This is a genomic window from Ruegeria sp. BC2 (assembly GCF_056539245.1).
In genome coordinates this window covers 1,997,760-2,020,017 of the sequence record NZ_JBQFUQ010000001.1, presented here as the reverse complement: position 1 = coordinate 2,020,017, position 22,258 = coordinate 1,997,760, and the positions used below count along the sequence as shown (strand labels likewise).

Below are 22,258 nucleotides of genomic sequence, written 5' to 3'. Positions count from 1 at the left end.
TCTTCGCAAGAACAGCATTGGAACCCGCATCATGAAAATCGCCACCGCCGCCTACAATCTCGACTGGCTGGACAGTTGGGCGCAGTACGAAGACAAGCTGGACGCTTGGGTTTCGCAGGCCGCTGGGCAGGGGGCTGAACTGCTGGTGTTTCCCGAGTACGGCGCGATGGAGCTTTCGACGCTGGCCGGGGCCGAGGTTGCGGGGGATCTCGAACGCTCGATCCAGGCGGTATTCGAGCGGATGGAAGATGTACAAATCCTGCATCGGCGCCTCTCGGCCGCATACAATGTGTACATTCTGGGTGCGTCCGCCCCGGTTCAGGCCGGCCCAGTTCGCCCGGTGAACCGCGCCGAATTCTACGCCCCCTCAGGCGCGCAGGATCATCAGGACAAGCAGATCATGACCCGGTTCGAGCGCGAAGATTGGGACATCGCGCCGGGCGGACCGCTAAAGATCTTCGAGACGGCGCTGGGCCGTATTGGCGTTCTGATATGCTATGACAGCGAGTTTCCCCTGCTGGGCCGTGCCCTGTCAGAGGCCGACGTGATTCTTGTGCCGTCCTGCACCGAGGCCCTGTCGGGCTATTGGCGGGTCCGCATCGGCGCGATGGCGCGTGCATTGGAGAATCAATGCGTTACGGTGATGGCTTCGCTGGTGGGTAACAATGAATGGTCCCAGTCCGTGGACGCAAACACTGGGACCGGAGGCGTTTTCGGCCCGCCGGACAAGGGCTTTCCACAAACCGGCGTGCTGTCGGAAGGCGTGCTCAACCAGCCCGGCTGGACCTACGCAGACGTCGATCTGTCGGCGATCGCCGAAGTTCGGGCGGATGGCCATGTCCTGAACCGATCCCACTGGACCGAGCAGACGCCCCGAGTCGAATCGGTCACAATGTCGCGTCTTTAAGTGATTCCACCCTTGAAATAAGGCCGAAATAGGCTCATTTAAGCGCCACCTGCGGATTCTGCAGGGCAACGCAAAGATGGAGACAACATGGCCAAGGAAGATACGCTCGAATTTCCCGGTGTCGTGAAGGAACTCCTGCCTAATGCGACGTTTCGGGTCGAGCTGGAAAACGGCCATGAGATCATCGCACATACGGCAGGCAAGATGCGCAAAAACCGCATCCGTGTTCTGGCCGGCGACAAGGTTCAGGTCGAGATGACCCCCTATGATCTGACCAAGGGTCGGATCAACTACCGCTTCAAGTAACGCCTGCCGCAATGGCGTTCATTCTAGGATCGGGCAGCCCCAGACGGCTGGACCTGCTGGCTCAGCTTGGCGTGCAGCCCGACGCCATTTCTGCCCCTGACATTGACGAAGACCCCCAAAGGGGCGAGCTTCCGCTGCCGTATTGCGCGCGCATTGCCCGCGAGAAGGTGCATGCCGTGAAGGCGGCCCCGGACGATATCGTCCTGTGCGCCGACACGACGGTTGTGCTGGGTCGACGCATATTGGGCAAGCCCGAGGGTGCGGGACAGGCAGCCGAATTTCTGCATGCCCTTTCAGGACGTCGCCACCGTGTGATCACCTCGGTCGCGGTGCGTCGCGGCGATCGGGTGTTGCAGCGTGACGTGGTCAGCCAGGTCAAGGTCAAGCGACTTTCGGACGTGGAAATCAACGCCTATCTCGCTACCGGCGATTGGCAGGGCAAAGCCGGTGCCTATGCCATCCAAGGGCCCGCGGGCGCCTTCATTCCGTGGATCTCGGGCTCGTTCACCGGTATCGTCGGGCTGCCCTTGTCTGAAACCGCAGGACTGTTGCAAGGCATCGGTTACCCCCTGTATCGCGAGGCATCATGAAAGGTCGAACGATCATTCTGGATCACATTCAAGGCCGCGAAGCTGCGGCACTGATGGTGGATGGCAAACTGGATGATTTCCTGATCGCTGCCGATGCGCCCGCCCCCGGAACCATCTACCGGGCCCGGGCCGAGCGGGCGATCAAGGGGCAGGGCGGGATGTTCCTGACAACGCCGGATGGTCCGGCTTTCCTGCGGCAGGTCAAGGGCTTGGCGCCGGGTGAGATGCTGCTGGTGCAGGTCACGGGTTATGCCGAACCGGGCAAAGCCCTGCCGGTGACGAACCGCATCCTGTTCAAGAGCCGCTATGCCATCGTCACGCCGGACGCGCCCGGGCTGAACATCTCTCGCTCGATCCGCGATGACGAGGAGCGCGACCGGCTGCTGGTGATCGCGCATGAGCAGATGGACGGCAGCCCCTTCGGTTTGATCCTGCGCTCCGGTTGCCAGGGCGCGGATGCCGATGAAATCGCCGAAGACATCGCTGCCATGCGAGCGCTGGCCGAGCAGGTCGTGAACGACACCGGAGACGCACCGGAAACGCTGTCCGAGGGCGACGGACCGCATGTCCTCGCCTGGCGCGAATGGGTGGAGCCGGCCGAGGTCTCGACCCAGGCGGGCGGGTTTGCGGACCATGGTGTGCTCGAGGCGCTGGACGTTGCACGTGGTGCATCCCATCCTTTGGCGGGAGGGGCGCATATGTATATCGAACCCACTCGGGCGTTGGTGGCCGTGGATGTGAACACCGGTTCGGATGGCTCGCTGGCTGCGGGAACAAAGGCCAATTTCGCCTGCGCCAAGGAACTGCCGCGCGCCCTGCGCGTGCGCGGGCTGGGCGGGCAGATCACGCTCGACCTTGCGCCGATGCCCAAAAAAGACCGGCGCGGATTCGAATCCGCACTCCGCGCTGCCTTCAGGGCTGACAGTGAAGAAACGATCCTCGCCGGCTGGACGCCGCTGGGGCATTTCGAATTGCAGCGAAAACGCGGCCGTATCCCATTGTTGGAGGTCCTGAGATGAGCTGCCCGATCTGCGGAGAAGATACGGTCAAACAGTTTCGTCCGTTTTGCTCGAAACGCTGCGCCGATATCGATCTGGCAAAGTGGCTGAACGGCTCCTATGCGGTTCCGTCGCAGCGCGAGGATGACCTTGATGATGAGATTCAGGATGCTGTTGAAATCAAGGATCGCCCCCACTGAAAAAATCTGAAAAAGCCTCTGGACACCGCGTTTGGCAAGTCATAGAAGGCCTGCACCCAACGGCAAACGCCGTTCCCGTGCCCGGGTAGCTCAGGGGTAGAGCAGTGGATTGAAAATCCTCGTGTCGGTGGTTCGATTCCGCCCCCGGGCACCATTCCCAACAGGTAAGCTACTGTTTCCCTTCAGCTTAAACTGGAGATGACCAAGGACGTAGCACATGCTGGAGAACAAAACGTCCCCTTCTCATTTGTGATAGCAGGGGTTTTCTACTTCACACGACGGGTCCCGAAAGACCTCGATCACCACAATACCACCGGAAAAACATAATTCTCGCTACGGACAAGATCAGCGGCGGTCGCAAAGTCCCGAACGCAAAGAGCTGCTCAGCAACTCGATGAACACTGGTACCACTTTGGCATCCAAAACGTAGACCTACCGGGCAAGCATCTCCTGAGGATGGGAACTGCCGCCGAGCTTGGGTCCTCGATGTCATGCACCGATCAAGCCAGCGCTGACGCTGTAAAGCTCTCAGAAGCCGTATCAGTTTATCTGCAATTTCAAGGATTTAGTGGCTGGGGTGGTAGGATTCGAACCTACGATACACGGTACCAAAAACCGCTGCCTTACCACTTGGCTACACCCCAACGGTGAGCGGCTATCTACGATTGTTGGTGACGGTGTTCAAGTGCTTTCGCGCAAAAAATCGAGACCTGCGAAAATTTTTTTGCGGGCGATCTATTTGGTCTCCAACAGCACCGCTCCGGTTCGGTTTCCGGCCTCGACCGCGCGGTGTGCGGCGGCGCATTCTTCCATCGAATAGACCTTTTGGATCGGGCAGTTCAGCGCGCCGTCGGCCAGCGCGTGGTGGAGGTTCGCGATGGCCTCGTCGCGCAGATCGGTCGGCAGCAGATACACCAGAACCATTTCCAACGTCACCGATTTGAACATGAGCGGATAAAACGGAAGCGTCGGCGTCATATTCTGCGCCGAGCCATACGCATTGATTCTGCCGCTTTCGGCGATAACTGCAACGTTGGTTTCGACGTTTTGGCCAAACTCCACATCGACGATGCGATCGACCGGACGCCCATGATTGGCGTCCAGGATCTGTGCGGGCAAATCGGTCGCCGTGTAATCCAGTACCGCATCAGCTCCGGCCTTTGTCACACGTTCGAAGTTGCGTGGACTGGCTGTGGCCAGCACCTTTGCTCCGCCCCATTTGGCCAACTGGACGGCAAGATATCCGACCGTCCCTGCACCGCCGTGAACCAGCAGGGTTTTACCCGACACCGGGCCTCCGGAAAACACGGTGTGGCTGGCAGTCAGGCCGGGAATGCCAAGGACGGCACCGGTTTGCAGCGCGACCGTGTCGGGCAGGTGAACAGCCTGTTCCGAAGGTAGGGTGATTTGGGTTGCGGCCGTCCCGAACGCACGACCCCACTGGCCGTTCCAGATCCAGACCCTTTGACCCACCCGCGAGTCCGGAACCCCCGGTCCGACAGCAGAGATGACACCTGAACCGTCGCTGTGCGGCACGATCACCGGGAAAGGCGGCTTGGTGATCCCGGGCCGTGCCCCCGCACGTGCCTTCACGTCCGAAGGGTTCACCCCGGAGTAAGCCAGCGCAACGGTCACTTCGCCCGGGCCCGGGGGTGTATCCGGTAGTTCTTGAATGGACAGAACATCGGCGGCGGGTCCAAATGTATGGTAGGTGACGGCTTTCATGGCGGCTCCGGTTTGTCGCGTCGTGACGTTCACCCTATCGTCGCCGGCCAGGAATGCTAGCCTGTCAAAAAACCATGGGAGATCAGAGTATGAAGGCGTTGCGCACACCGGACGAACGGTTCCAAAATCTGCCCGACTATGATTTCGCACCCAAGTACCTTGAGGTGGATGATACTGAAGGCGGCGCGTTGCGGGTCCACTATCTGGACGAGGGGCCGCGCGCGGCAGCTCCAGTACTGATGATGCACGGCGAGCCCAGTTGGTCTTATCTGTACCGTCACATGATCCCGCCAGTCGCCGCTGCAGGCCACCGGGTCATCGCTACGGACCTTGTGGGTTTCGGTAGATCCGACAAACCCGTCGACCGCGGCGACTATACCTATGCGCGGCATGTCTTCTGGATGGGTGAGGTTCTGCGTCAACTCGATCTGCGGGACATCACCCTGGTCTGTCAGGACTGGGGCGGATTGATCGGGTTGCGCCTATGGGCCGAGATGCCGGACAGGTTCGCCCGGGTGGTTGTCGCCAACACGGCCTTGCCAACCGGGGACCAGCCCTTGGGCGAGGCGTTTGCCGCCTGGCGACAGTTCAGCCAGGAGGTGCCGGATTTCCGCGCCGGTCGCATCGTCTACGGTGGAACGGTTTCAAAGCTGACCGAGGCCGAGGTCGCCGCCTATGATGCGCCGTTCCCTGACGATCGTTACAAGGCCGGGGCGCGACAGTTTCCGATGCTGGTGCCTGACCGCCCCGACGACCCCGAGTCGGAACCGAACCGACAGGCTTGGAACGTTATCCGCGGTCTGCAAACCCCTGTCCTGACGGCTTTTGGTGCTGAGGACAGGATCATGGCCGGGGTGGATGGGGTTTTTCAGAAACTTTGTCCTGGTGCGGCGGGACAGAACCATGTTGTGCTGCCGAAAGCCGGTCACTTCCTTCAGGAGGACGTGCCCCAGGAACTTGCAAAAACGGTTCTGGCCTTCATCCGCGAGACGGCCTGAGCAGGGGTCTCACTCCCGGATTTCGTCGGGCTCCACGCCCCAAAGATTGCTTTTGAGGGTCCAGCCGCGATAGCCACCGGCCGAAATGCGGCACCAATCCACCGTGCAGGTGCCCAAGCGGGCCACGACGCCTGTTTCGAAATGAGCGTTGACCGGGGATTTGGGATCGGGGCTGGCGTAGACCGGCAGCATGTCCGATTCAATCAGAACCGTGCGGACACCTGACAACAGAGCGTAGTGGACCCATCCGCCGGCCCCGTCGCGATCCTGAACCTTGCGCCAGTTGCCGTATTCGGCCGTCACCTGAAGTGGCATGCCGCGGCGCTTGAACACCCAGTCAACACGATGAGTCAGCGAAGGGCCGCGGCGTACGTTCGCCTCGGCCGCCTTCATCGACACGTAGCGCGGCAAAGGCAGGTTCGTCACCTGCCCACGTTTTTCCTGCGCGTGCGCGATTGCGCCTGTCAGGAACAGAAGCGTTGTTAGAAATGCCAGAACTGGGCGTTTCGCCCTCAAGAAAGCACTCACTGCCTGCCCGCTGATTTGCCTGTCTGCCGTGTTTCAAAAAAGGTTGGGGCGATGCCCATGGGGTTCTTGTGCCCCGGCTGATCCTGCGCCACGATGCCATGACGCGCATCGGAATGCAAAGCGGTAGGAGGGCTGAAGTGCCAAGAGAACGTCTGAGTGTTGTTGTAACGCGACGGTTGCCCGAAGTGGTCGAGACACGTCTGAGCGAGTTGTTCGACGTCCGTTTGCGGGACACCGACACACCGATGACGCGCGACGAGTTGGTCGAGGCGGTCAAACAGGCCGATGTGCTGGTTCCGACGATCACGGACACGATCGACGCGGGTGTTTTGGGCCAGGCCGGAGAGCGGCTGAGGCTGATTGCGAATTATGGTGCCGGTGTCGACCATATCGATGTCGCGACGGCGCGTCAGCGCGGCATCCTGGTCTCGAACACGCCGGGTGTTTTGACCGACGATACCGCCGACATGACGATGGCGCTGATCCTTGCCGTAACCCGCCGGATTCCCGAGGGTTTGTCGGTTATGCAAAAGGGGGACTGGACCGGCTGGGCGCCGACGGCTTTCCTTGGCGGGCGGATAGGAGGCCGGCGTCTGGGCATTCTAGGTATGGGGCGGATAGGACAGGCCGTCGCGCGCCGGGCCCGTGCCTTCGGAATGCAGGTCCACTACCACAACCGTCGCCGGTTGCGTCCCGAAATAGAACAGGATCTTGAGGCGACCTATTGGGAAAGCCTCGATCAGATGGTGGCGCGTATGGACGTGATCTCGATCAACTGCCCATCAACGCCGTCGTCATTTCATCTGATGAACGCGCGACGTCTTAAGCTGATGAAGCCGACGGCGGTCATCGTGAATACGTCGCGGGGCGAGGTGTTGGACGAAAACGCGTTGACGCGGATGATCCGGGCGGGCGAGATCGCAGGGGCTGGGCTGGACGTCTACGAGCACGGCACCGACGTGAATCCTCGACTTCGGCAGCTGCCGAATGTCGTGCTGCTGCCGCATATGGGGTCGGCGACGCTCGAGGGTCGCATCGAGATGGGCGAAAAGGTCATCATCAATATTAAGACGTTTGAAGACGGGCACCGGCCGCCTGATCAGGTCGTTCCCGCGATGCTGTAAGAACACGCCAAGGCATACGGGCTCCTGCTGTTTGCAAGGCAGAGCTTTGCCGTCTTTGGCGGTCGTCCCCGCACATGGTTGCGGGACAGCACGGTGCCGTGCACTGTCAGATTCAGCATTTGGATAAGGAGGTTTTTTATGTGCTCCAATTGGTTCCCTACTGTTGTGGCCTGCGCGCTGACCCTGGCGAGTCCAGTGTTTGCCCAGCAAACCGCCGATGAGGTCGCGCCCGAGGGTGCATCCGACGGCCAAGTTCAGGCCTTGACCGACGAGGTGATCGCCGCGCTGAAGGCCAAGGCCGACGGCGTGCCTGTCAAAGCTGAAACCTGGATGGTTGCGGCGGCCAACCCGCTGGCCGTCGAGGCGGGTGCCAAGGTTCTGGCTGCCGGTGGAACGGCAGCGGATGCAATGGTCGCCGTTCAGGTTGTCTTGGGCCTGGTCGAACCGCAGTCCTCGGGTTTGGGCGGGGGGGCCTTTCTGGTCTGGTACGATGCGGCCAGCGGACGCCTGACCACCTTGGATGGGCGAGAAACCGCGCCGAGAGAGGTAAGCCCGACCCTGTTTCTGGACGAAAGCGGCGAGCCGCTCAAATTTTTTGACGCGGTTGTTGGCGGGCTTTCGGTCGGGACACCCGGCACGCCTGCATTGTTGGAGGAAGCCCATCGGCGCTGGGGGCGTAGCCCTTGGCCCGGTCTGTTCGAGGATGGTATCCGCCTAGCCGACGAAGGGTTTGTCGTTTCGCCGCGGCTGGCGGGCTTGATCCAGGCCGACGCTGAACGTCTTGCACGCTTCCCTGACACGGCCAACTACTTCCTGCCGGACGGCGAGCCGTTGGCCCAGGGTCAGCGCCTCATCAACCCAGACTATGCCGAAACCCTGCGCGTTCTGGCGTCCGAAGGGGCTGCGGGCTTTTATGGAGGAGAGATCGCGGCGGACATCGTGCGGACTGTCCGAAACGCTCCGGGCAACCCGGGGGTTTTGTCCGGAGTTGATCTGGCGCTGTATCAGGTTATCGAGCGTGAGCCGATTTGTGCCACCTATCGCAGTTATGAGGTCTGCGGGATGGGTCCGCCGTCCTCGGGTGCGCTGACGGTTGGACAGATCCTTGGCATTCTCGACAATTACGATTTGGCGGCGATGGGTTCCGAAAGCGCCGAAGCGTGGCGGCTGATCGGCGATGCCTCGCGCTTGGCCTTCGCGGATCGCGGTCGCTACATGGCCGACAGTGATTTCATTCCGATGCCGACGCAGGGCCTGATCGATCCGGCCTATCTGGCCGAGCGTGCCGCCTTGCTGGATGACGCTGGGGCGTTGACAGAGGTTGCGCCGGGAAATCCTGAGTTTGACCACGCGCTGAACTGGGCCGACGATGCGTCGATCGAACTGCCGTCGACGTCCCATATTTCGATCGTCGACGCCTATGGAAACGTGCTTTCGATGACCACGACTATCGAGAACGGTTTTGGTTCGCGTCTGATGACCAACGGCTTTCTGCTGAACAACGAACTCACCGACTTTTCCTTCCGGACTCACAGGGATGGGGTTCCTATTGCCAACCGGATCGAACCGGGCAAACGCCCCCGTTCCTCAATGAGTCCGACGATTGTCATGCAGGACGGGTCTCCGGTTCTGGCGATCGGGTCTCCGGGTGGCAGCCGGATCATCGGTTATGTTGCAAAATCAATCATTGCCTGGGCGGACTGGGGTATGGACGTCCAGCAGGCGGTCGCCCTTCCTCATCTGGTGAACCGTTTCGGGACCTATGATGTCGAGGTCGGCACAAGCGCCGAAGGTTTTGCGGACATGTTGGGCGAGCTGGGTTTTGAAGTGAACGCGCGGGATCTGACCTCGGGCCTTCATGCCATCGAAATCCGCGACGGTCTGCACGGCGGAGCCGATCCCCGTCGAGAAGGGATCGCACTGGGCGAGTGATCACGTCGCAGCGATGGGTATTGCTCCTGTGGCGTGGGCCTTCTAGTCATTGTCTGGGCCTGCACCACTGCACCAAGGGAGGGTTGCCATGGTTGAAGCGACAGCATTGTTCCGCAATGCGGCGGGGATCGACACCGCCATCAGCATTCTGAAACAGCGGTTCGGGGACCGGTTGCAGACCGGCGCCTCGGTCCGCGAGCAGCACGGACACACAACGACCTGGATCGAAAACCAAAGCCCGGATGCGGTGGTCTTTCCCACCTCGACCGAAGAGGTTTCGGACATCGTCAAGACCTGTGCGGCGCACAAGGTTCCCGTGATCCCTTTCGGCACCGGAACGTCGCTGGAAGGTCACGTAAACGCGCCGGCCGGCGGCGTTTGCATCGATCTTGGCGAGATGAACCGGGTCTTGGCCGTGAACGAAGGTGATCTGGATTGCGTCGTGCAGCCCGGGGTCACCCGCGAGGACTTGAATACCCATCTGCGCGACAAGGGCCTGTTCTTTCCGATTGATCCCGGAGCCAATGCCTCATTGGGCGGGATGGCGGCGACCCGGGCGTCGGGTACCAATGCGGTTCGCTATGGAACGATGAAGGACAATGTCCTGAGCCTCGAGGCGGTTATGCCCGATGGCAAAATCATCCGCACAGGCCACCGGGCCAAAAAATCTTCGGCCGGGTACGATCTCACCCGCTTGCTTGTCGGTGCCGAGGGCACGCTGGGCATCATCACGGAGCTGACTTTGAAACTGCACGGCATCCCCGAGGCGATTACTTCGGCCCGGTGTTCTTTCCCGACGGTTGATGCGGCCTGTCAGGCCGTGATGACGACCATTCAATTCGGCGTTCCGGTCGCTCGGATCGAATTGCTGGACGCGATGTCGGTCAAGGCTGCCAACGCGTATTCCGGGCTGAAGCTGCCGGAAACGCCGTTGCTTCTGCTTGAGTTTCACGGCTCGGAGGCCGGCGCAGCGGAGCAGGCCGAAACCTTTGGCGAAATCGCCGAGGATTTTGGCGGCACGGGCTTTGTCGCTACGGCCAGCACCGAAGAAAGGTCCAAGCTCTGGCAGGCGCGGCACGACATGTACTGGGCGTCCCTCCAGCTTCGGCCCGGAGCGCGTGGAATCTCGACGGATGTCTGCGTCCCGATCTCGCGCTTGGCCGAATGCGTCACCAAGGCTCAGGACAAGGCAGCCGAGTTAGACCTGCTGGCCCCGGTCGTCGGTCATGTCGGCGACGGAAACTTCCATACGCTGGTGCTGATCGACATGGACGATGCCGACGAAGTGGCGCGGGCCAGTCAGTTTGTCGGATGGCTCAACGATCTGGCGATCTCGATGGACGGGACCTGCACGGGTGAGCATGGAATCGGGCAGGGCAAGAAACCGTATCTGGTCCGGGAACTTGGGGATGCGACCCGGTACATGGCGGCGATCAAGGCCGCACTGGATCCTGACAACATCATGAACCCCGGCAAGATCGTCTGACCAGGCCGGGAAGGCGCACGCAACCATCGGCTGTTGGTGCGTGCCTGTTGCCGGATTCGCGCCGCAACGTGTACGGCAGGTCGGTTTTGCACCGTTTTGCGTCGGATGGACTTGGCGCTGATTGGTCTCGTTCGGCATAAACCTTGCCAAACAGACTCAATCCGGAGAGCGGGCGTATGAAAACCCAAGTCAAAGCACTGGTCGTCGGCGGCGGCGCCGTTGGGACCTCGATAGCCTATCATCTGGCCAAGGCGGGCTGGGATGATGTCATGCTGATCGAGAGGGACGAGTTGACCTCGGGCTCGACCTGGCACGCTGCGGGTTTGCTTCCGCTGTTCAACATGTCCTATGCGACGACCCATATCCACAAATACTCGGTGGATTTCTACAAGACGCTGGAAGAGGAAACCGGCCTGAACGCGGGGTTCGCGGTGGTTGGAAACCTGCGCATGGCGCAGACGCAGGACCGCATGGATGAGTTCATGCTCTATGCCTCGACTGCCGAGACCTGCGACGTCAAATATGAATGGTTGACGCCCGAGCAGATCAAGGAGCGCTGGCCGCTGATCGAAACCTCGGATCTGAAGGGCGCGCTTTACCATACCGAGGACGGTTACATCAATCCGGCCGACGTGACCCAGGCGATGGCCAAGGGCGCCCGCCAGCGCGGTGTCGAGATCGTGCGCAAGATGCAGGCCGATGCCTTCCATTGGAACGGAACCCATTGGGAAGTCACCTGCACCAAGATGGTCGAAAAGGGTGGCAACCTTGTCCCCAGCGACGAGCAGGTAGTCATCACCGCCGAGCACGTGGTGACCGCTTCGGGAAACCATGCCCAGCGTACCGCCAAGCTGCTGGGCATCAAGATGCCCGCGATCCCGGTCGAGCATACCTTCATTGTCATGGACAAGGATCCGGAACTGGTGAAATGGCGTGAAGCCGGCAATCCGGAACACCCGGTCGTGCGCGACGCCGACAACGAATCCTACGCACGTGAGGAGCGCGGCGGCTGGATCCTAGGCATCTACGAGCACGGTGCCCCGGCACGCTTCGAATACGGTGTGCCCGACAGTTTCCGCGCTGACCTGTTCCCTCTGGACCTGGACCGGATCGCCGATCAGTACATGGCCATGGCCGAGCGTGTCCCGTCCTGTGCCGAGTCCGGCCTGAAGGACGATTTCAACGGTCCCATCTGCTATACGCCTGATGGCAACCCGCTGGTCGGCCCGGCGCCGGGCCTGCGAAATATGTGGCTGGCCGAAGGGTTCAGCTTTGGCATCACCGCCGCCGGCGGCACCGGCTATTATCTGGCGCAGATGATGGTCGATGGCGAAGCCGAGATCGACATGGCTTCGCTGGACCCCAAACGCTATTCGTCCAACTGGATGACCACCGAATTCGCCGCGCGCAAGAACGAAGAATGCTACGAGCACGTCTACATTCTGCACCACCCGGACGAAGAGCGCGAGGCCTGCCGTCCGCTGCGCACCGTTCCGGCCTATGATCGTCAGAAAGCCCGCGGCGCGCAGTTTGGGTGGGTCAACGGTTGGGAACGCCCCAACTATTTTGGCCCGGTCGATGCCCCCGACAACTTCGACAAGGAAAGCCGCAGTTTCCGCCGTGGTGGATGGTGGCAGTTTGCCGTCGAAGAAGCCAAGGCGATCCGCAACGGTGTTGGTCTGATCGACGCGTCAGCCTTCACCAAGCATGTCGTCAAGGGCCCCGGCGCCACGCAGTTCCTCGACTGGTTCACCTGCAACAAGCTGCCCAAGGTCGGGCGCATCAATCTGACCTATGCGCTAACGGCGCACGGCACCACGCGTACCGAGTACACCATCGTTCGCCTGAAAGAGAACGAGTACTACCTCGTCTCGGCCGGTGCTTGGACCGAGTATGACGCCGACTTCCTGCGCAAGGCGGCCGAGGACAAGATGGACGAGTTCGGCTACATCGAGATCCAGGACGTGACCACCCAGTGGGGCGTCTTTGCCATCGCCGGACCGAAATCGCGCGACGTGCTGAAAGAGGTCATCAAGGACGCCGAGCCGGATACCGCCCTGTCGAACAAGCGCTTCCCGTGGCTGTCGGCACGTCAGATCGAACTGGGCATGTGCCCGGTCAACGCGATCCGCGTGGCCTATACCGGCGAGCTGGGCTGGGAATTGCATCACCCGATCGAAATGCAGAACTACCTGTTCGACCTTCTGGAGGCGGCCGGCGAGATGCACGGCATGAAGCTGGTCGGCGCCCGCGCCCAGAACTGGCTGCGTCAGGAGAAATCCTATCGCGCCTTCGGCACCGAACTGGGCCGCGACGCCACCCCGCTCGAGGCCGACCTGCCGCGTTTCGTCGATTTGGACAAGGAGTTCCACGGCAAGGACAAGCTGATCGAAACCGGTGTGCGCGTGAAATGCTGCACGTTGCTGATCGACGGGCCCGAAGATGCCGACCCCTGGGGCCGCGAGGCGCTGTATACTCCGGAAGGTGAGCGCGTGGGGCGTCTGACCTCGGGCGGGTATTCGGTGGCTTTCGAGAAATCCATCGGCATGGGCTATGTAAAGCCCGAACTGGCCGTGGAAGGTACCAAACTGAAGGTCAAAATGCTGGACCAGCTGTGGGATGCGGTCGTGACGTGCGACAGCCCCTATGATCCCAAGAACGAGACCATCCGCAAGGACGGTTGATCGGACAGAGGCCCCGGACAACTCCGGGGCCTTTTTTGGCTATGCGCTGAGTTCGTCGAAGCACTCCAGCGCCTTGGCTGCGTACATCATCGACGGACCGCCACCCATCTGGATCGCCATGGCCAGAACGTCCGAGAATTCCTCACGCGAAGCGCCCGCCTTGACCAGTGTTTCGGTGTGCAACGAAATGCAGGGTTCGCAACGTACTGCGATGGACATGCCCAAGGCGATGAACTCCTTGGTCTTGAAGTCCAGTGCTCCGCCTTCCTTGACCGATTTCCCGAGCGCGCCGAAAGCGCGGGCGGTATCCGGTATGGCTCCGTTCAGGTTGCGCAATCCGCTGCGCGTTTCAACAAGCTTGTCTGACCAGGTCATGTCTTGCGCCTCTTTTACATATTGCATCTTGCATATGTATCAGCGGCGTCGGAACGGCTTTGATCTTGATCAGATCGAGGGCTTTTCTGCGACAAAAGCCAGATTGTTCGCAGGCATTGGAACCACTCCGACAACCCGCAGCCCTGTGCTTTCCAGATAGTTGCTGATCTGGCTGTCGTCTTTGTAGCCTATCTCGGGATCTTGCCGGGTCAGGTCGGCATGAAAGCGTCGGTCGCCGTCGCTGATCAGCTTGCCCTGGCGCATGAACGGTCCGTAGAGAACGAACCGCCCCCCGGGGCCAAGGGCCAATGCGGCCTCGGAAAGAATATTCCGGGCTTCTTTCCTGCTGATCAGATGCAGCAGGTTGATCAGAATGATAAGGTCCTGGTTGCCAAAGTTTTGGTGCCACCCGGGCAGGGTTGCGTCCAGCTCGACGGCGGGAAGGATGTTTGGCAGGCCCTCCGCATAGGCGTCGATGCTGGCCCGGCGGGCGGGATCGATCTCGCTCGGCTGCCAAGTGAGGTCGGGAAAGATACGGGCAAATGCGGCGACGTGTTGGCCCGTACCGCTGGCCAGTTCCAATGCGTTTCCAGTTGCGATGGGCATCTCGGCCAGCAACGCGCACAAGGCGTCCGTATTTCGGCTGGCCGCAGGGGCGATCATCTTCGCGCCGTCTCCCTGAGAGGCGACGCTTGCCGTCGGAGGCAGTTTCCGCCCGCCCATCAGCGTAACCGGGACACGGTAAGCGCGGAGACCATCGCGGCATCCAACTCGGGCGCGCGGCCAAGCGCAAGATCCGCAACCAATCGCGATGCTGCCGGTGCGGTTTGAAATCCGTACCCTCCCTGACCGGCAGACCAGACAAAGCTTTCATCCGACGGGTCGGGACCCAGAACAAGCGTGCCATCCGGGGCAAAGCTGCGCAGCCCGGCCCAATTGGTCTCGACACGGGTGACCGGGCTGGTCACCATTTCTTCGTATCGGGCCAGGCCCTCGGCCAGCACCATATCGTCGGCATAGGCGTCATGCGGTTCGACCGGGTCGGCCTCGGACGGTGACACCAACAGCTTGCCGGCATCCGGTTTGGAGTACCAGGTCTCACCCGCGCCCAGCATCATCGGCCAATTTTTCACATCATGGCCCTCGGGTGCTGGCAGTCGGGCCATGGAACGGCGGCGCGGCGTGATTCCGATCGGTGCGATCCCGGCCATCCTTGCGACCTCGTCGGCCCAGGCACCAGCGGCATTGACGATGGTGCGCGCTTGAAAGACCTCGGCCGCCTCCACCAGCCAATGGCCGTCCTTGCGGATCCGCGCCACTTTTTGGCGGGTCAGTACCGATCCTGCGTTGGCGCGAATGGTGCGGGCGAAATCCTGCAGCACGCGGTCGGTGTCGATGTCGTAAGCGCCCTCACTCAGCGCCGCGTATGCGACGGTTTCCGGGTTCAGGACCGGAACATGGACCATCGCATCGGCGACTGAGATTTCTGTCATTCCCAGCTCGCTCAGGTCTTTGCGGAACTGCTCGGCCTGATCACTTTTGGCCACCAGCATCAACCCGCGCGGGGTCAGATACTCGTTCGAAAAAAAGAACTCGGCGCTGGCCTTGTTCAGAGCCACGACCGAAGGTGGGCCATAACCTTCTTCGAACAATGCCGCCGATCGCCCCGAGGCGTGATAGCCCAGCGCGTCCTCGGCCTCGAGTACGGTTACCGATCCATGCTCGGACAGACGCGCGCCGGCGCTTAGGCCGGCAATGCCGCCGCCGATGATCAGAAAATCAATCACTGGACCTCCTCCAGCCGGTCCGTCGCCGGTGGCGGTGTCTGGCTGAGCGCCGTGATGCGGGCATAGAGCTCGGCCGGAAGGTCGAACGTCAGAGCAGCCAGCGACGGTGCCAGCTGTTCGGCAGATCTGGCCGATATGATCGGCGACGGGGCAAACGGGCTGGCGGCAACCCAAGCGACGGCAAGCGTCGCCGGATCCACACCGGTCTGATGCCCCAAGAGGGCCAACTCGGCAGCTGTTTCGGCCATCCATTCAGCCCCATAGCGGCTGGCGTATCGGTCATCTTCGGACAGTCGGCCGGCTGCACTGCCATCGGTGTACTTTCCGGTCAGCAACCCGCCACCCAGCGGCGAGTAGGCAAAAACCGAGATACCTTGATCCGCACACATTGGCAGGATCTCGACCTCGGCCTGCCGCTTGACGAGGTTGTACATCGGTTGCAGCGCGTCGATGGTCAGGTCGAAATCCGCGGCGACGCGCACGGCTTTCATCACTTGCCAGGCTGCAAAGTTGGACAAGCCGACATAGCGGATCTTGCCCGCATCTTTGAGCTGGGCAAAACACACCATCGTTTCGGCAAGATCGGTGTCCGGATCGAACCGGTGCAGGTACAGCAGGTCGACCATGTCCTGACCCAGACGTTTGCGGGACATGTCGAACTGCGCACGGATGTTGGCCGCGCCGGCGCCGCCTGTGTAGCCCGCTTTGGTGGCGATCGTCAGTTGCTGGCGCTGAGACGCGATCATCTGGCCCAGCAACGTTTCCGACGCACCGTCGGTATAGACATAAGCTGTATCGAAATGCGTGATGCCGGCCGCGCGACAGGCGTCGAACATGGCCCGGCTTTGTTCGGCATCGGCGCGGCCCCCGAACTGCATCGTGCCAAAAGTGAAACGGCCAATGTCAGTGCCGTCGGGATTGGAAAGCCTGAGTGTCATGAGAGTGCCTGAAATGAGCCCGGCGAACGGGGGACTTTGATCAATTGTCGTCCCAAGTTTTAATCAGGGTTGAATTTGAGCATCAACCCTTTCAAACATTCACAACCAAAAACGCAGGAGGGCGGGGTGACCAGCGCAGACCTACACCCAATGGCCACAGGGCACATTCCGTCATATGTGACCCAGGCGGATGGCAGCGATTTTCTCTTCAATTTCATGGTGATCTTCACGGTTGGTCTGATCCTGCTGATCGGTGTCGCGTATTTCACATTGCACTCGATCCCCGAGAAGATGGCCCATGAGAACAACCACCCGCAGTTTCAGTTGGTTGGTATCCTGGCGTTGTTGGCCCTGTTTACGCACAACGGGTTATTCTGGGTTGCCGCCATCCTGGTTGCAGGTTTTCAGTTTCCTGACTTTGCTGCGCCCCTGCGCGCGATTGCAGATGCAATTCGGTCACTGGCACCCGGGGCGTCTCCTCCGCCCGCCGAGCCCGACCCTGAGCCCGCCGCTCCGCAGGGGCACTGACGCATGATCGAAACATTTCTTTGCGCACTGGTCACTGTTCTGCCCGACTTTCTGTTCCGACGCTTCGTTCAGGGAAAGCGGATAGGTCACGAAATCACGCTGTTCACCATGTGGTACGAACTGCGCTGGGGGCTGACCGCCTGCGCAATCCTTGCGCTGACGGTGATTACCACGCTGTTCTACTTCCATCCGGCAAGCAAAACGGCGGCGTCCTATTTCCGGACCGTGACGATTCTTCCGCAACTGGGTGGGCGCGTGTCCGAGGTCTATGTGACCAACAACCAGATGGTCACCGCGGGCCAGCCGATCTTTCGTATCGAGGATTTTACCCAGCGCGCGCAGGTCGAAGCCGCACATGCCCAGATTGCTCAGATACAGGCCTCGCTGAAGGTTGCGCAAACGGATCTGGCCGAGGCCGAAGCCGGCATTGCAGGCGCGCAGGCGGCGCTGGCGCAGGCGCTCGAGGATTTGGAGCGCAACACGACACTGCGCGATCAGGGATCCAGCGCAGTCCGCCTGACCGAGATCGAGCGACTGGAGAACCTTGTCGCCGAGCGCGAGGCAAAGGTTCTGGCCGCGCAATCCCAAAAGGCGGCCGTTGTTCAGAAGATCGAAGAACTGATCCCTGCCCAGTTGGCCAGCGCCGAAGCGCAGCTGGATGCCGCTCTGGCCGAATTGGACAAGACGACAATCAGCGCCGGTGTGACGGGCCGTGTCGAGCAGTTCGGGCTGCGGGTCGGCGATTTTGTCAGCCCGCTGATGCGCCCGGCAGGAATTCTGGTTCCGACGGATTCCGGGCGCGACCGGTTTCAGGCGGCTTTCAACCAGATGTCTGCGCAAGTGATCAAACAGGGAATGATCGGAGAGCTGGGCTGTATGACGCGGCCATTCACGGTGATTCCGGTCGTTGTGGTCCAAGTGCAGGATGTGATCCCTTCGGGACAGATCCGGCCCACCGACGAATTGCGCGACGTTCAACAGAACACAACCCCCGGATCAATCCTCGTGTATCTCGAACCGCTTTATGAAGGGCTGGCCGACAAGGTCCCCCCGGGCAGCAACTGTCTTGCCAATGTCTACACCGACAATCACGACAGGCTTGAACACGAAGATTTGGGGTTCTGGGAAAGGGCATTCCTGCATGTCGTGGACACGATCGGTGTGGTTCATGCGGCAGGCTTGCGATTGCGTCTGATCCTGATGCCGGTGAACACGCTGGTTCTAAGCGGTCACTGATGGCGGGAACGTGAGTGCTCTCGCGCTATTGTGTCTGGAAATGGCGCCTGTCCCCGGTTAACTGGCGCACATGTTTGATGCGCAAATCCGCCCGATTATCGACCCGGCCCTGAACGCTCAGGGCCGTTTTCTCGCGCGGTTGGGCTTTACGGCGAACCAGGTGACGCTGATTGGGCTGGCACTTGGTTTGGTCGCAGCGGGCCTGATCGTGGCTGGCGCGACGTACTGGGCGTTGGTGCCTTTGCTGCTGTCGCGCCTCGCGGATGGCCTGGACGGTGCCGTTGCGCGTGCCCGGGGCGGCACCGATTTCGGTGGTTATCTGGATATCACCTGCGACTTTCTGTTCTACGGCGCGATCCCCTTCGCATTTATTCTGGCTGACCCGGCCTCCAATGGCGTGGCCGGTGCTTTCCTTTTGCTGTCCTTCTATTTCAACGGCACCAGTTTCCTGGGCTTTTCGCTGCTGGCCGATCGGCACGGTTTGAAGACCGACGCCAGAGGGCAGAAGGCCCTGTATTTTTCCGGTGGGTTGCTGGAGGGGGCCGAAACGATTGGTTTCCTTGTTCTTGTGTGTCTGGTGCCAGATGCGTTTGCCGCCTTGGCGTGGATATTCGGCAGCTTGTGTTTCCTGACCGCCACATCCCGGATCGTGTTGGCAGCGCGCAGTTTCGGCAACCGTTCCGGGAACTGAAAAAGCCCGCCGTTTCCGGCGGGCTTTGGGTTTGTTGACAGTACATGTCCCGCTTATTGCGGGATGTCGCCTTCCAGCCCTTCGACATAGAAGTTCATGCCGGCCAGAGTGCCATCATCGGCCACTTCACCCTCGGCCAGCCAGGCGCTGCCGTCTTGCTTGTTCAGCGGCCCGGTGAACGGGTGATAGCTGCCATCTGCAATCGCGGCTTTCAGGGCCAGCGCCTCTTCTTTGACGTCGGCCGGAACGGCGTCGGAAATCTCACCGATTTCAACCATGCCTTCCTTGATGCCGTCCCAGGTGTTCACCGACTCCCAGGTGCCGTCCATCACGGCCTGGGTGCGCGCGATGTAGTAGGGCGCCCAGTTGTCGATGATCGAGCTGACGCGCGGCATCGGAGCATATTCGCTCATGTCCGAGGCCTGGCCGAAAGTGATCACGTTGCCGGCTTCTTGTGCGGCCGCCTGCGGTGCGGTCGAGTCCGTGTGCTGCAGGATCACGTCTGCGCCCTGTTCGATCAGAACCTTCGCCGCGTCGGCCTCTTTCGCCGGATCGAACCAGGTGTAGGCCCAGACGATCTTGAACTCGACATCCGGGTTCACCTTCTTGGCGTGGATGAATGCCGAGTTGATGCCGCGGATCACTTCGGGGATCGGGTACGAGCCGATGTAACCGATGATGTTCGACTTGGTCATCTTGCCGGCGATATGACCTTGGACAGCGCGACCCTCATAGAAACGCGCCGAGTAGACCGACACGTTGTCGGCGGTCTTGTAGCCCGTGGCGTGTTCAAATTTCACGTCCGGGAATTTCTTGGCCACGTTGATGGTCGGGTCCATGTAGCCGAACGAGGTGGTGAAGATCAGGTCAGCGCCTTCCAGCGCCATCTGGGTCATGACGCGCTCGGCATCCGGGCCTTCGGGCACCGATTCCACGTACACGGTTTCGACCTTGTCGCCAAAGTGCTTTTCGACGGCCTGACGGCCCTTGTCGTGTTCATAGGTCCAGCCGCCGTCGCCCACCGGGCCGACATAGACGAAACCGACCTTTGTCTTGTCCTCGGCCACGGCGCCCGTGGCAAGGCCAAGTGCCATGGCGGCGCTTGCCAGAAGTGAAGTGAATTTCATTTAGTTACTCCCCAAGTTGGTACAGTTGGCCCCTAGTGCGAGGCGTGGAAGGTCCGGCCCAGTGAGGCAGGTGCGCTGCTCTTGTCGGCCGAAAGGATCACAAGCACAAGGATCGTGATGATGTAGGGCGACATTGCCAGATACTCGACAGGTATGGCAACGCCCGCTGCCTGTAGATTAAGCTGCAAGACCGTGATTCCGCCAAACAAATAGGCACCCAGCAAGGCACGCCACGGTTTCCAGCTGGCAAACACCACCAGAGCCAGAGCAATCCAGCCGACTCCGGCGGTCATGCCTTCGGTCCACTGAGGGACCCGGATCAGGCTGATATATGCACCGCCAAGCCCCGCACAGGCCCCGCCGAACAGGATCGCCATAATGCGGATCTTGATGACCTTGTAGCCGAGAGCATGCGCGGCATCGTGGTTCTCACCCACCGCACGAAGGATCAGCCCGACGCGGGTGTATTTCAGAGTGGCCCATACCGCTGCCGTCAACGCGATCCCGACATAGAGGATCGGATCATGTTGGAACAGGATCGGGCCGATGACCGGAATATCGCTGAGCAGCGGGATATGGATGTCCCCCATGCTGGGCGGTTTGATGCCCACATAGCTTTGGCCCAAAAGGGCACTGAAGCCCAAGCCAAACAGCGTCAGCGCAAGACCGCTGGCCACCTGGTTCGCCAGCGCGAACTGGGTCAGCAGAACGAACAGCAACGACAGCAGTGCACCGCCGACGGCCGCCGCGACAAAACCCAACCATGGCGAGCCTGTCTCGACCGAGATGGCAAATCCGCTGATTGCGCCCACGATCATCATGCCTTCGACGCCGAGGTTCAGAACGCCGGCCTTTTCGACGACAAGCTCTCCGATCGCCGCGAGCAGAAGCGGGGTTGCGGCAACCATCAACGAGGCCAGCAAAAGAACGGGATTGATTTCTCCAAGGTCCATGGTCACGCCACCTCGCTACGGGCCGCACGGATGCGGTAGTTGGTCAAAAGATCGAAGGCCAGCAGGAAGAACAGAAGCATTCCCTGGAACACCTGGATGGCCGCAGCGGGCAGCCCCAGCTGCGATTGTGCGATTTCGCCACCGATATAGGTCAGCGCCATCAGGCCGCCGGCCAGCAGGATGCCCACCGGGTGCAGACGGCCCAGAAACGCCACGATGATCGCGGTAAAGCCGTAACCCACGTTGAAGTCGATGCTGACCACGCCGGACGGGCCCGAGACCTCGAACATACCGGCAAGACCGGCCAACGCGCCCGACAGCCCCAGGCAAAACAGTATCAGCCGCGGGGGATTCACGCCGGCAAATCGTGCCGCGCGCGGAGCTTCGCCTGTAAGGCGGATGTGAAATCCCAGCATGTGCCGGTTCAGCAGGACATAGGCAAAGATCACCGCGATAAAGGCCGCGACGACGCCCCAGTGCATGCCGGTTCCGGCAAACAGTTCGGCATTGTGGGCACTTTCATAGGACTGCAGGTTGCGCGAGCCGGGAAACCCGAACCCCTCAGGGTTTTTCAGCAGACCCAGCGACATCGAGGCCAGAAACTGCTCGGCCACGTAAACCAACATCAGGGAAACGAGAATCTCGTTGGTTCCAAACCGAACCTTGAGCAGGGCCGGGATCATCGCCCAGATCCAGCCGCCGAACGCGCCGGCGATCACCATGATTGGAAAGACGTACCATGCATCCAGAGGGTAGAAGGCCAGGCCGGCCGCGGCGCCGAAGATAGCGCCCATGATGTACTGACCCTCGGCGCCGATATTCCAGATACCGGCGCGGAAGCCCAGCGACAGACCGATGGCGATCAGAACCAACGGTGCGCCCTTCACCAGCAGTTGCGGTCGGTAGTAGAATGAGAATTCTCCGAACAGGGGTTCCCAGAAGATGGTTCCGATCGCTTCCACCGGGTTTTTGCCCAGAATTGCAAACAGCAACCCGCCGAAAACCATGGTCGCCAGCACTGCGACCAGAGGGGTGGCATAAGACCACGCCTTGGACGGCTGTGGCCGTTTCTCCAACACTATCATTTGCTCATCCCCCCAAAGTCTTCGTCTTTTTTGGATTATTGCGCCAGAGGCGGCACCGTA

The 22,258-nt window shown here is 60.9% G+C and carries 22 protein-coding genes and 2 tRNA genes; 14 read left to right on the top strand and 10 right to left on the bottom strand.

From position 1 onward, the window contains the following. Positions 1–31: 31 nt before the first annotated feature. The 6 genes from ACR0CU_RS10005 (at position 32) to ACR0CU_RS09980 (ending at position 3,155) form a co-directional block, all read left to right on the top strand. Positions 32–907, top strand: coding sequence for a carbon-nitrogen hydrolase family protein (locus ACR0CU_RS10005; protein WP_170366711.1), 876 nt, complete (start codon positions 32–34; stop codon positions 905–907). Positions 908–994: 87 nt separating this feature from the next. Beyond that, a complete protein-coding gene (gene infA, locus ACR0CU_RS10000) occupies positions 995–1,213 on the top strand; it encodes a translation initiation factor IF-1 (protein WP_005978431.1) in 219 nt (72 codons plus the stop codon). 11 nt (positions 1,214–1,224) lie between these two features. Then, positions 1,225–1,803, top strand: coding sequence for a Maf family protein (locus ACR0CU_RS09995; protein ID WP_170446994.1), 579 nt, complete (start codon positions 1,225–1,227; stop codon positions 1,801–1,803). Further along, a complete protein-coding gene (locus ACR0CU_RS09990) occupies positions 1,800–2,822 on the top strand; it encodes a ribonuclease E/G (protein ID WP_170446992.1) in 1,023 nt (340 codons plus the stop codon). The genes ACR0CU_RS09995 and ACR0CU_RS09990 overlap by 4 nt, the downstream gene beginning before the upstream one ends. Beyond that, the gene (locus ACR0CU_RS09985; protein ID WP_170337460.1) at positions 2,819–3,001 is read left to right on the top strand and encodes a DNA gyrase inhibitor YacG; all 183 of its coding nucleotides are present in this window, start codon (positions 2,819–2,821) and stop codon (positions 2,999–3,001) included. Before ACR0CU_RS09990 ends, ACR0CU_RS09985 begins: the two co-directional genes overlap by 4 nt. A 79-nt stretch (positions 3,002–3,080) precedes the next feature. Then, a tRNA-Phe gene (locus ACR0CU_RS09980) sits at positions 3,081–3,155 on the top strand. A 415-nt stretch (positions 3,156–3,570) separates the two neighbouring features. On the opposite strand, the gene ACR0CU_RS09975 is transcribed toward ACR0CU_RS09980, so the two are convergent. Both ACR0CU_RS09975 and ACR0CU_RS09970 read right to left on the bottom strand, forming a co-directional pair. Further along, positions 3,571–3,645 (bottom strand) — tRNA-Gln (locus tag ACR0CU_RS09975). 91 nt (positions 3,646–3,736) lie between these two features. After that, positions 3,737–4,726, bottom strand: coding sequence for an NADPH:quinone reductase (locus ACR0CU_RS09970; protein ID WP_480642925.1), 990 nt, complete (start codon positions 4,724–4,726; stop codon positions 3,737–3,739). Between the two features lie 89 nt (positions 4,727–4,815). Between ACR0CU_RS09970 and ACR0CU_RS09965 the strand changes: the two genes are divergently transcribed. Next, positions 4,816–5,724, top strand: coding sequence for a haloalkane dehalogenase (locus ACR0CU_RS09965; RefSeq protein ID WP_480642923.1), 909 nt, complete (start codon positions 4,816–4,818; stop codon positions 5,722–5,724). Positions 5,725–5,733: 9 nt separating this feature from the next. Here ACR0CU_RS09965 and ACR0CU_RS09960 read toward each other — a convergent pair whose 3' ends face one another. Continuing rightward, entirely contained in the window at positions 5,734–6,198 is a 465-nt protein-coding gene (locus tag ACR0CU_RS09960) for an SH3 domain-containing protein (protein WP_244952386.1), read from the bottom strand. A gap of 191 nt (positions 6,199–6,389) precedes the next feature. On the opposite strand from ACR0CU_RS09960, the gene ACR0CU_RS09955 reads away from it, so the two are divergent. From ACR0CU_RS09955 to ACR0CU_RS09940, 4 genes are all read left to right on the top strand, one after another. Then, positions 6,390–7,376 (top strand): 2-hydroxyacid dehydrogenase, encoded by a 987-nt coding sequence (locus ACR0CU_RS09955; protein ID WP_170337463.1) that lies wholly within the window; start codon positions 6,390–6,392, stop codon positions 7,374–7,376. 138 nt (positions 7,377–7,514) lie between these two features. Beyond that, positions 7,515–9,308, top strand: coding sequence for a gamma-glutamyltransferase (gene ggt, locus ACR0CU_RS09950; RefSeq protein ID WP_170446989.1), 1,794 nt, complete (start codon positions 7,515–7,517; stop codon positions 9,306–9,308). An 88-nt stretch (positions 9,309–9,396) separates the two neighbouring features. Beyond that, entirely contained in the window at positions 9,397–10,794 is a 1,398-nt protein-coding gene (locus ACR0CU_RS09945) for an FAD-binding oxidoreductase (protein ID WP_170446986.1), read from the top strand. Between the two features lie 176 nt (positions 10,795–10,970). Next, positions 10,971–13,478, top strand: a complete 2,508-nt coding sequence (locus tag ACR0CU_RS09940) for a GcvT family protein (RefSeq protein WP_170446984.1) — start codon at positions 10,971–10,973, stop codon at positions 13,476–13,478. A gap of 39 nt (positions 13,479–13,517) precedes the next feature. Here the strand turns inward: ACR0CU_RS09940 and ACR0CU_RS09935 are convergent, their stop codons facing one another. The 4 genes from ACR0CU_RS09935 to ACR0CU_RS09920 form a co-directional block, all read right to left on the bottom strand. Further along, positions 13,518–13,853, bottom strand: coding sequence for a carboxymuconolactone decarboxylase family protein (locus tag ACR0CU_RS09935; RefSeq protein ID WP_170446982.1), 336 nt, complete (start codon positions 13,851–13,853; stop codon positions 13,518–13,520). Positions 13,854–13,922: 69 nt separating this feature from the next. Then, a complete protein-coding gene (locus ACR0CU_RS09930; protein ID WP_170446980.1) occupies positions 13,923–14,576 on the bottom strand; it encodes a DUF938 domain-containing protein in 654 nt (217 codons plus the stop codon). Next, positions 14,576–15,640: an NAD(P)/FAD-dependent oxidoreductase gene (locus ACR0CU_RS09925; RefSeq protein WP_170446978.1), complete on the bottom strand. Its 1,065-nt coding sequence runs from the start codon at positions 15,638–15,640 to the stop codon at positions 14,576–14,578. The genes ACR0CU_RS09930 and ACR0CU_RS09925 overlap by 1 nt, the downstream gene beginning before the upstream one ends. After that, the gene (locus ACR0CU_RS09920) at positions 15,637–16,578 is read right to left on the bottom strand and encodes an aldo/keto reductase (protein WP_170446976.1); all 942 of its coding nucleotides are present in this window, start codon (positions 16,576–16,578) and stop codon (positions 15,637–15,639) included. Before ACR0CU_RS09920 ends, ACR0CU_RS09925 begins: the two co-directional genes overlap by 4 nt. A 126-nt stretch (positions 16,579–16,704) precedes the next feature. Here ACR0CU_RS09920 and ACR0CU_RS09915 point away from each other — a divergent pair, with 126 nt between their 5' ends. The 3 genes from ACR0CU_RS09915 (at position 16,705) to ACR0CU_RS09905 (ending at position 19,033) form a co-directional block, all read left to right on the top strand. Then, positions 16,705–17,106, top strand: a complete 402-nt coding sequence (locus ACR0CU_RS09915) for a hypothetical protein (protein WP_437436492.1) — start codon at positions 16,705–16,707, stop codon at positions 17,104–17,106. A gap of 3 nt (positions 17,107–17,109) precedes the next feature. Then, on the top strand, positions 17,110–18,342 hold the full coding sequence (locus ACR0CU_RS09910; RefSeq protein ID WP_170446974.1) for an HlyD family secretion protein: 1,233 nt from the start codon (positions 17,110–17,112) through the stop codon (positions 18,340–18,342). A 70-nt stretch (positions 18,343–18,412) separates the two neighbouring features. Further along, positions 18,413–19,033, top strand: a complete 621-nt coding sequence (locus ACR0CU_RS09905) for a CDP-alcohol phosphatidyltransferase family protein (protein WP_170362846.1) — start codon at positions 18,413–18,415, stop codon at positions 19,031–19,033. Between the two features lie 53 nt (positions 19,034–19,086). Here the strand turns inward: ACR0CU_RS09905 and ACR0CU_RS09900 are convergent, their stop codons facing one another. Genes ACR0CU_RS09900 through ACR0CU_RS09890 form a run of 3 tightly spaced genes read right to left on the bottom strand, consistent with a single transcriptional unit; the run spans position 19,087 to position 22,198 of the window. After that, the gene (locus ACR0CU_RS09900) at positions 19,087–20,160 is read right to left on the bottom strand and encodes a BMP family ABC transporter substrate-binding protein (RefSeq protein ID WP_170337473.1); all 1,074 of its coding nucleotides are present in this window, start codon (positions 20,158–20,160) and stop codon (positions 19,087–19,089) included. A gap of 32 nt (positions 20,161–20,192) precedes the next feature. Next, on the bottom strand, positions 20,193–21,113 hold the full coding sequence (locus ACR0CU_RS09895; protein ID WP_170337474.1) for an ABC transporter permease: 921 nt from the start codon (positions 21,111–21,113) through the stop codon (positions 20,193–20,195). Between the two features lie 2 nt (positions 21,114–21,115). Continuing rightward, on the bottom strand, positions 21,116–22,198 hold the full coding sequence (locus tag ACR0CU_RS09890; RefSeq protein ID WP_170337792.1) for an ABC transporter permease: 1,083 nt from the start codon (positions 22,196–22,198) through the stop codon (positions 21,116–21,118). Between the last annotated feature and the right edge of the window lie 60 nt (positions 22,199–22,258).

Excerpts from the sequence above, each read along its gene's own strand:
- ACR0CU_RS09970 (WP_480642925.1), bottom strand. The coding sequence starts at position 4,726 with ATGAAAGCCGTCACCTACCATACATTTGGACCCGCCGCCGATGTTCTG.
- ACR0CU_RS09990 (WP_170446992.1), top strand. The coding sequence starts at position 1,800 with ATGAAAGGTCGAACGATCATTCTGGATCACATTCAAGGCCGCGAAGCT.
- ACR0CU_RS09920 (WP_170446976.1), bottom strand. The coding sequence starts at position 16,578 with ATGACACTCAGGCTTTCCAATCCCGACGGCACTGACATTGGCCGTTTC.
- ACR0CU_RS09890 (WP_170337792.1), bottom strand. The coding sequence starts at position 22,198 with ATGATAGTGTTGGAGAAACGGCCACAGCCGTCCAAGGCGTGGTCTTAT.
- ggt (WP_170446989.1), top strand. The coding sequence starts at position 7,515 with ATGTGCTCCAATTGGTTCCCTACTGTTGTGGCCTGCGCGCTGACCCTG.
- ACR0CU_RS09905 (WP_170362846.1), top strand. The coding sequence starts at position 18,413 with ATGTTTGATGCGCAAATCCGCCCGATTATCGACCCGGCCCTGAACGCT.
- infA (WP_005978431.1), top strand. The coding sequence starts at position 995 with ATGGCCAAGGAAGATACGCTCGAATTTCCCGGTGTCGTGAAGGAACTC.
- ACR0CU_RS09895 (WP_170337474.1), bottom strand. The coding sequence starts at position 21,113 with ATGGACCTTGGAGAAATCAATCCCGTTCTTTTGCTGGCCTCGTTGATG.
- ACR0CU_RS10005 (WP_170366711.1), top strand. The coding sequence starts at position 32 with ATGAAAATCGCCACCGCCGCCTACAATCTCGACTGGCTGGACAGTTGG.
- ACR0CU_RS09910 (WP_170446974.1), top strand. The coding sequence starts at position 17,110 with ATGATCGAAACATTTCTTTGCGCACTGGTCACTGTTCTGCCCGACTTT.
- ACR0CU_RS09965 (WP_480642923.1), top strand. The coding sequence starts at position 4,816 with ATGAAGGCGTTGCGCACACCGGACGAACGGTTCCAAAATCTGCCCGAC.
- ACR0CU_RS09995 (WP_170446994.1), top strand. The coding sequence starts at position 1,225 with ATGGCGTTCATTCTAGGATCGGGCAGCCCCAGACGGCTGGACCTGCTG.
- ACR0CU_RS09930 (WP_170446980.1), bottom strand. The coding sequence starts at position 14,576 with ATGGGCGGGCGGAAACTGCCTCCGACGGCAAGCGTCGCCTCTCAGGGA.
- ACR0CU_RS09985 (WP_170337460.1), top strand. The coding sequence starts at position 2,819 with ATGAGCTGCCCGATCTGCGGAGAAGATACGGTCAAACAGTTTCGTCCG.
- ACR0CU_RS09940 (WP_170446984.1), top strand. The coding sequence starts at position 10,971 with ATGAAAACCCAAGTCAAAGCACTGGTCGTCGGCGGCGGCGCCGTTGGG.
- ACR0CU_RS09935 (WP_170446982.1), bottom strand. The coding sequence starts at position 13,853 with ATGACCTGGTCAGACAAGCTTGTTGAAACGCGCAGCGGATTGCGCAAC.
- ACR0CU_RS09900 (WP_170337473.1), bottom strand. The coding sequence starts at position 20,160 with ATGAAATTCACTTCACTTCTGGCAAGCGCCGCCATGGCACTTGGCCTT.
- ACR0CU_RS09945 (WP_170446986.1), top strand. The coding sequence starts at position 9,397 with ATGGTTGAAGCGACAGCATTGTTCCGCAATGCGGCGGGGATCGACACC.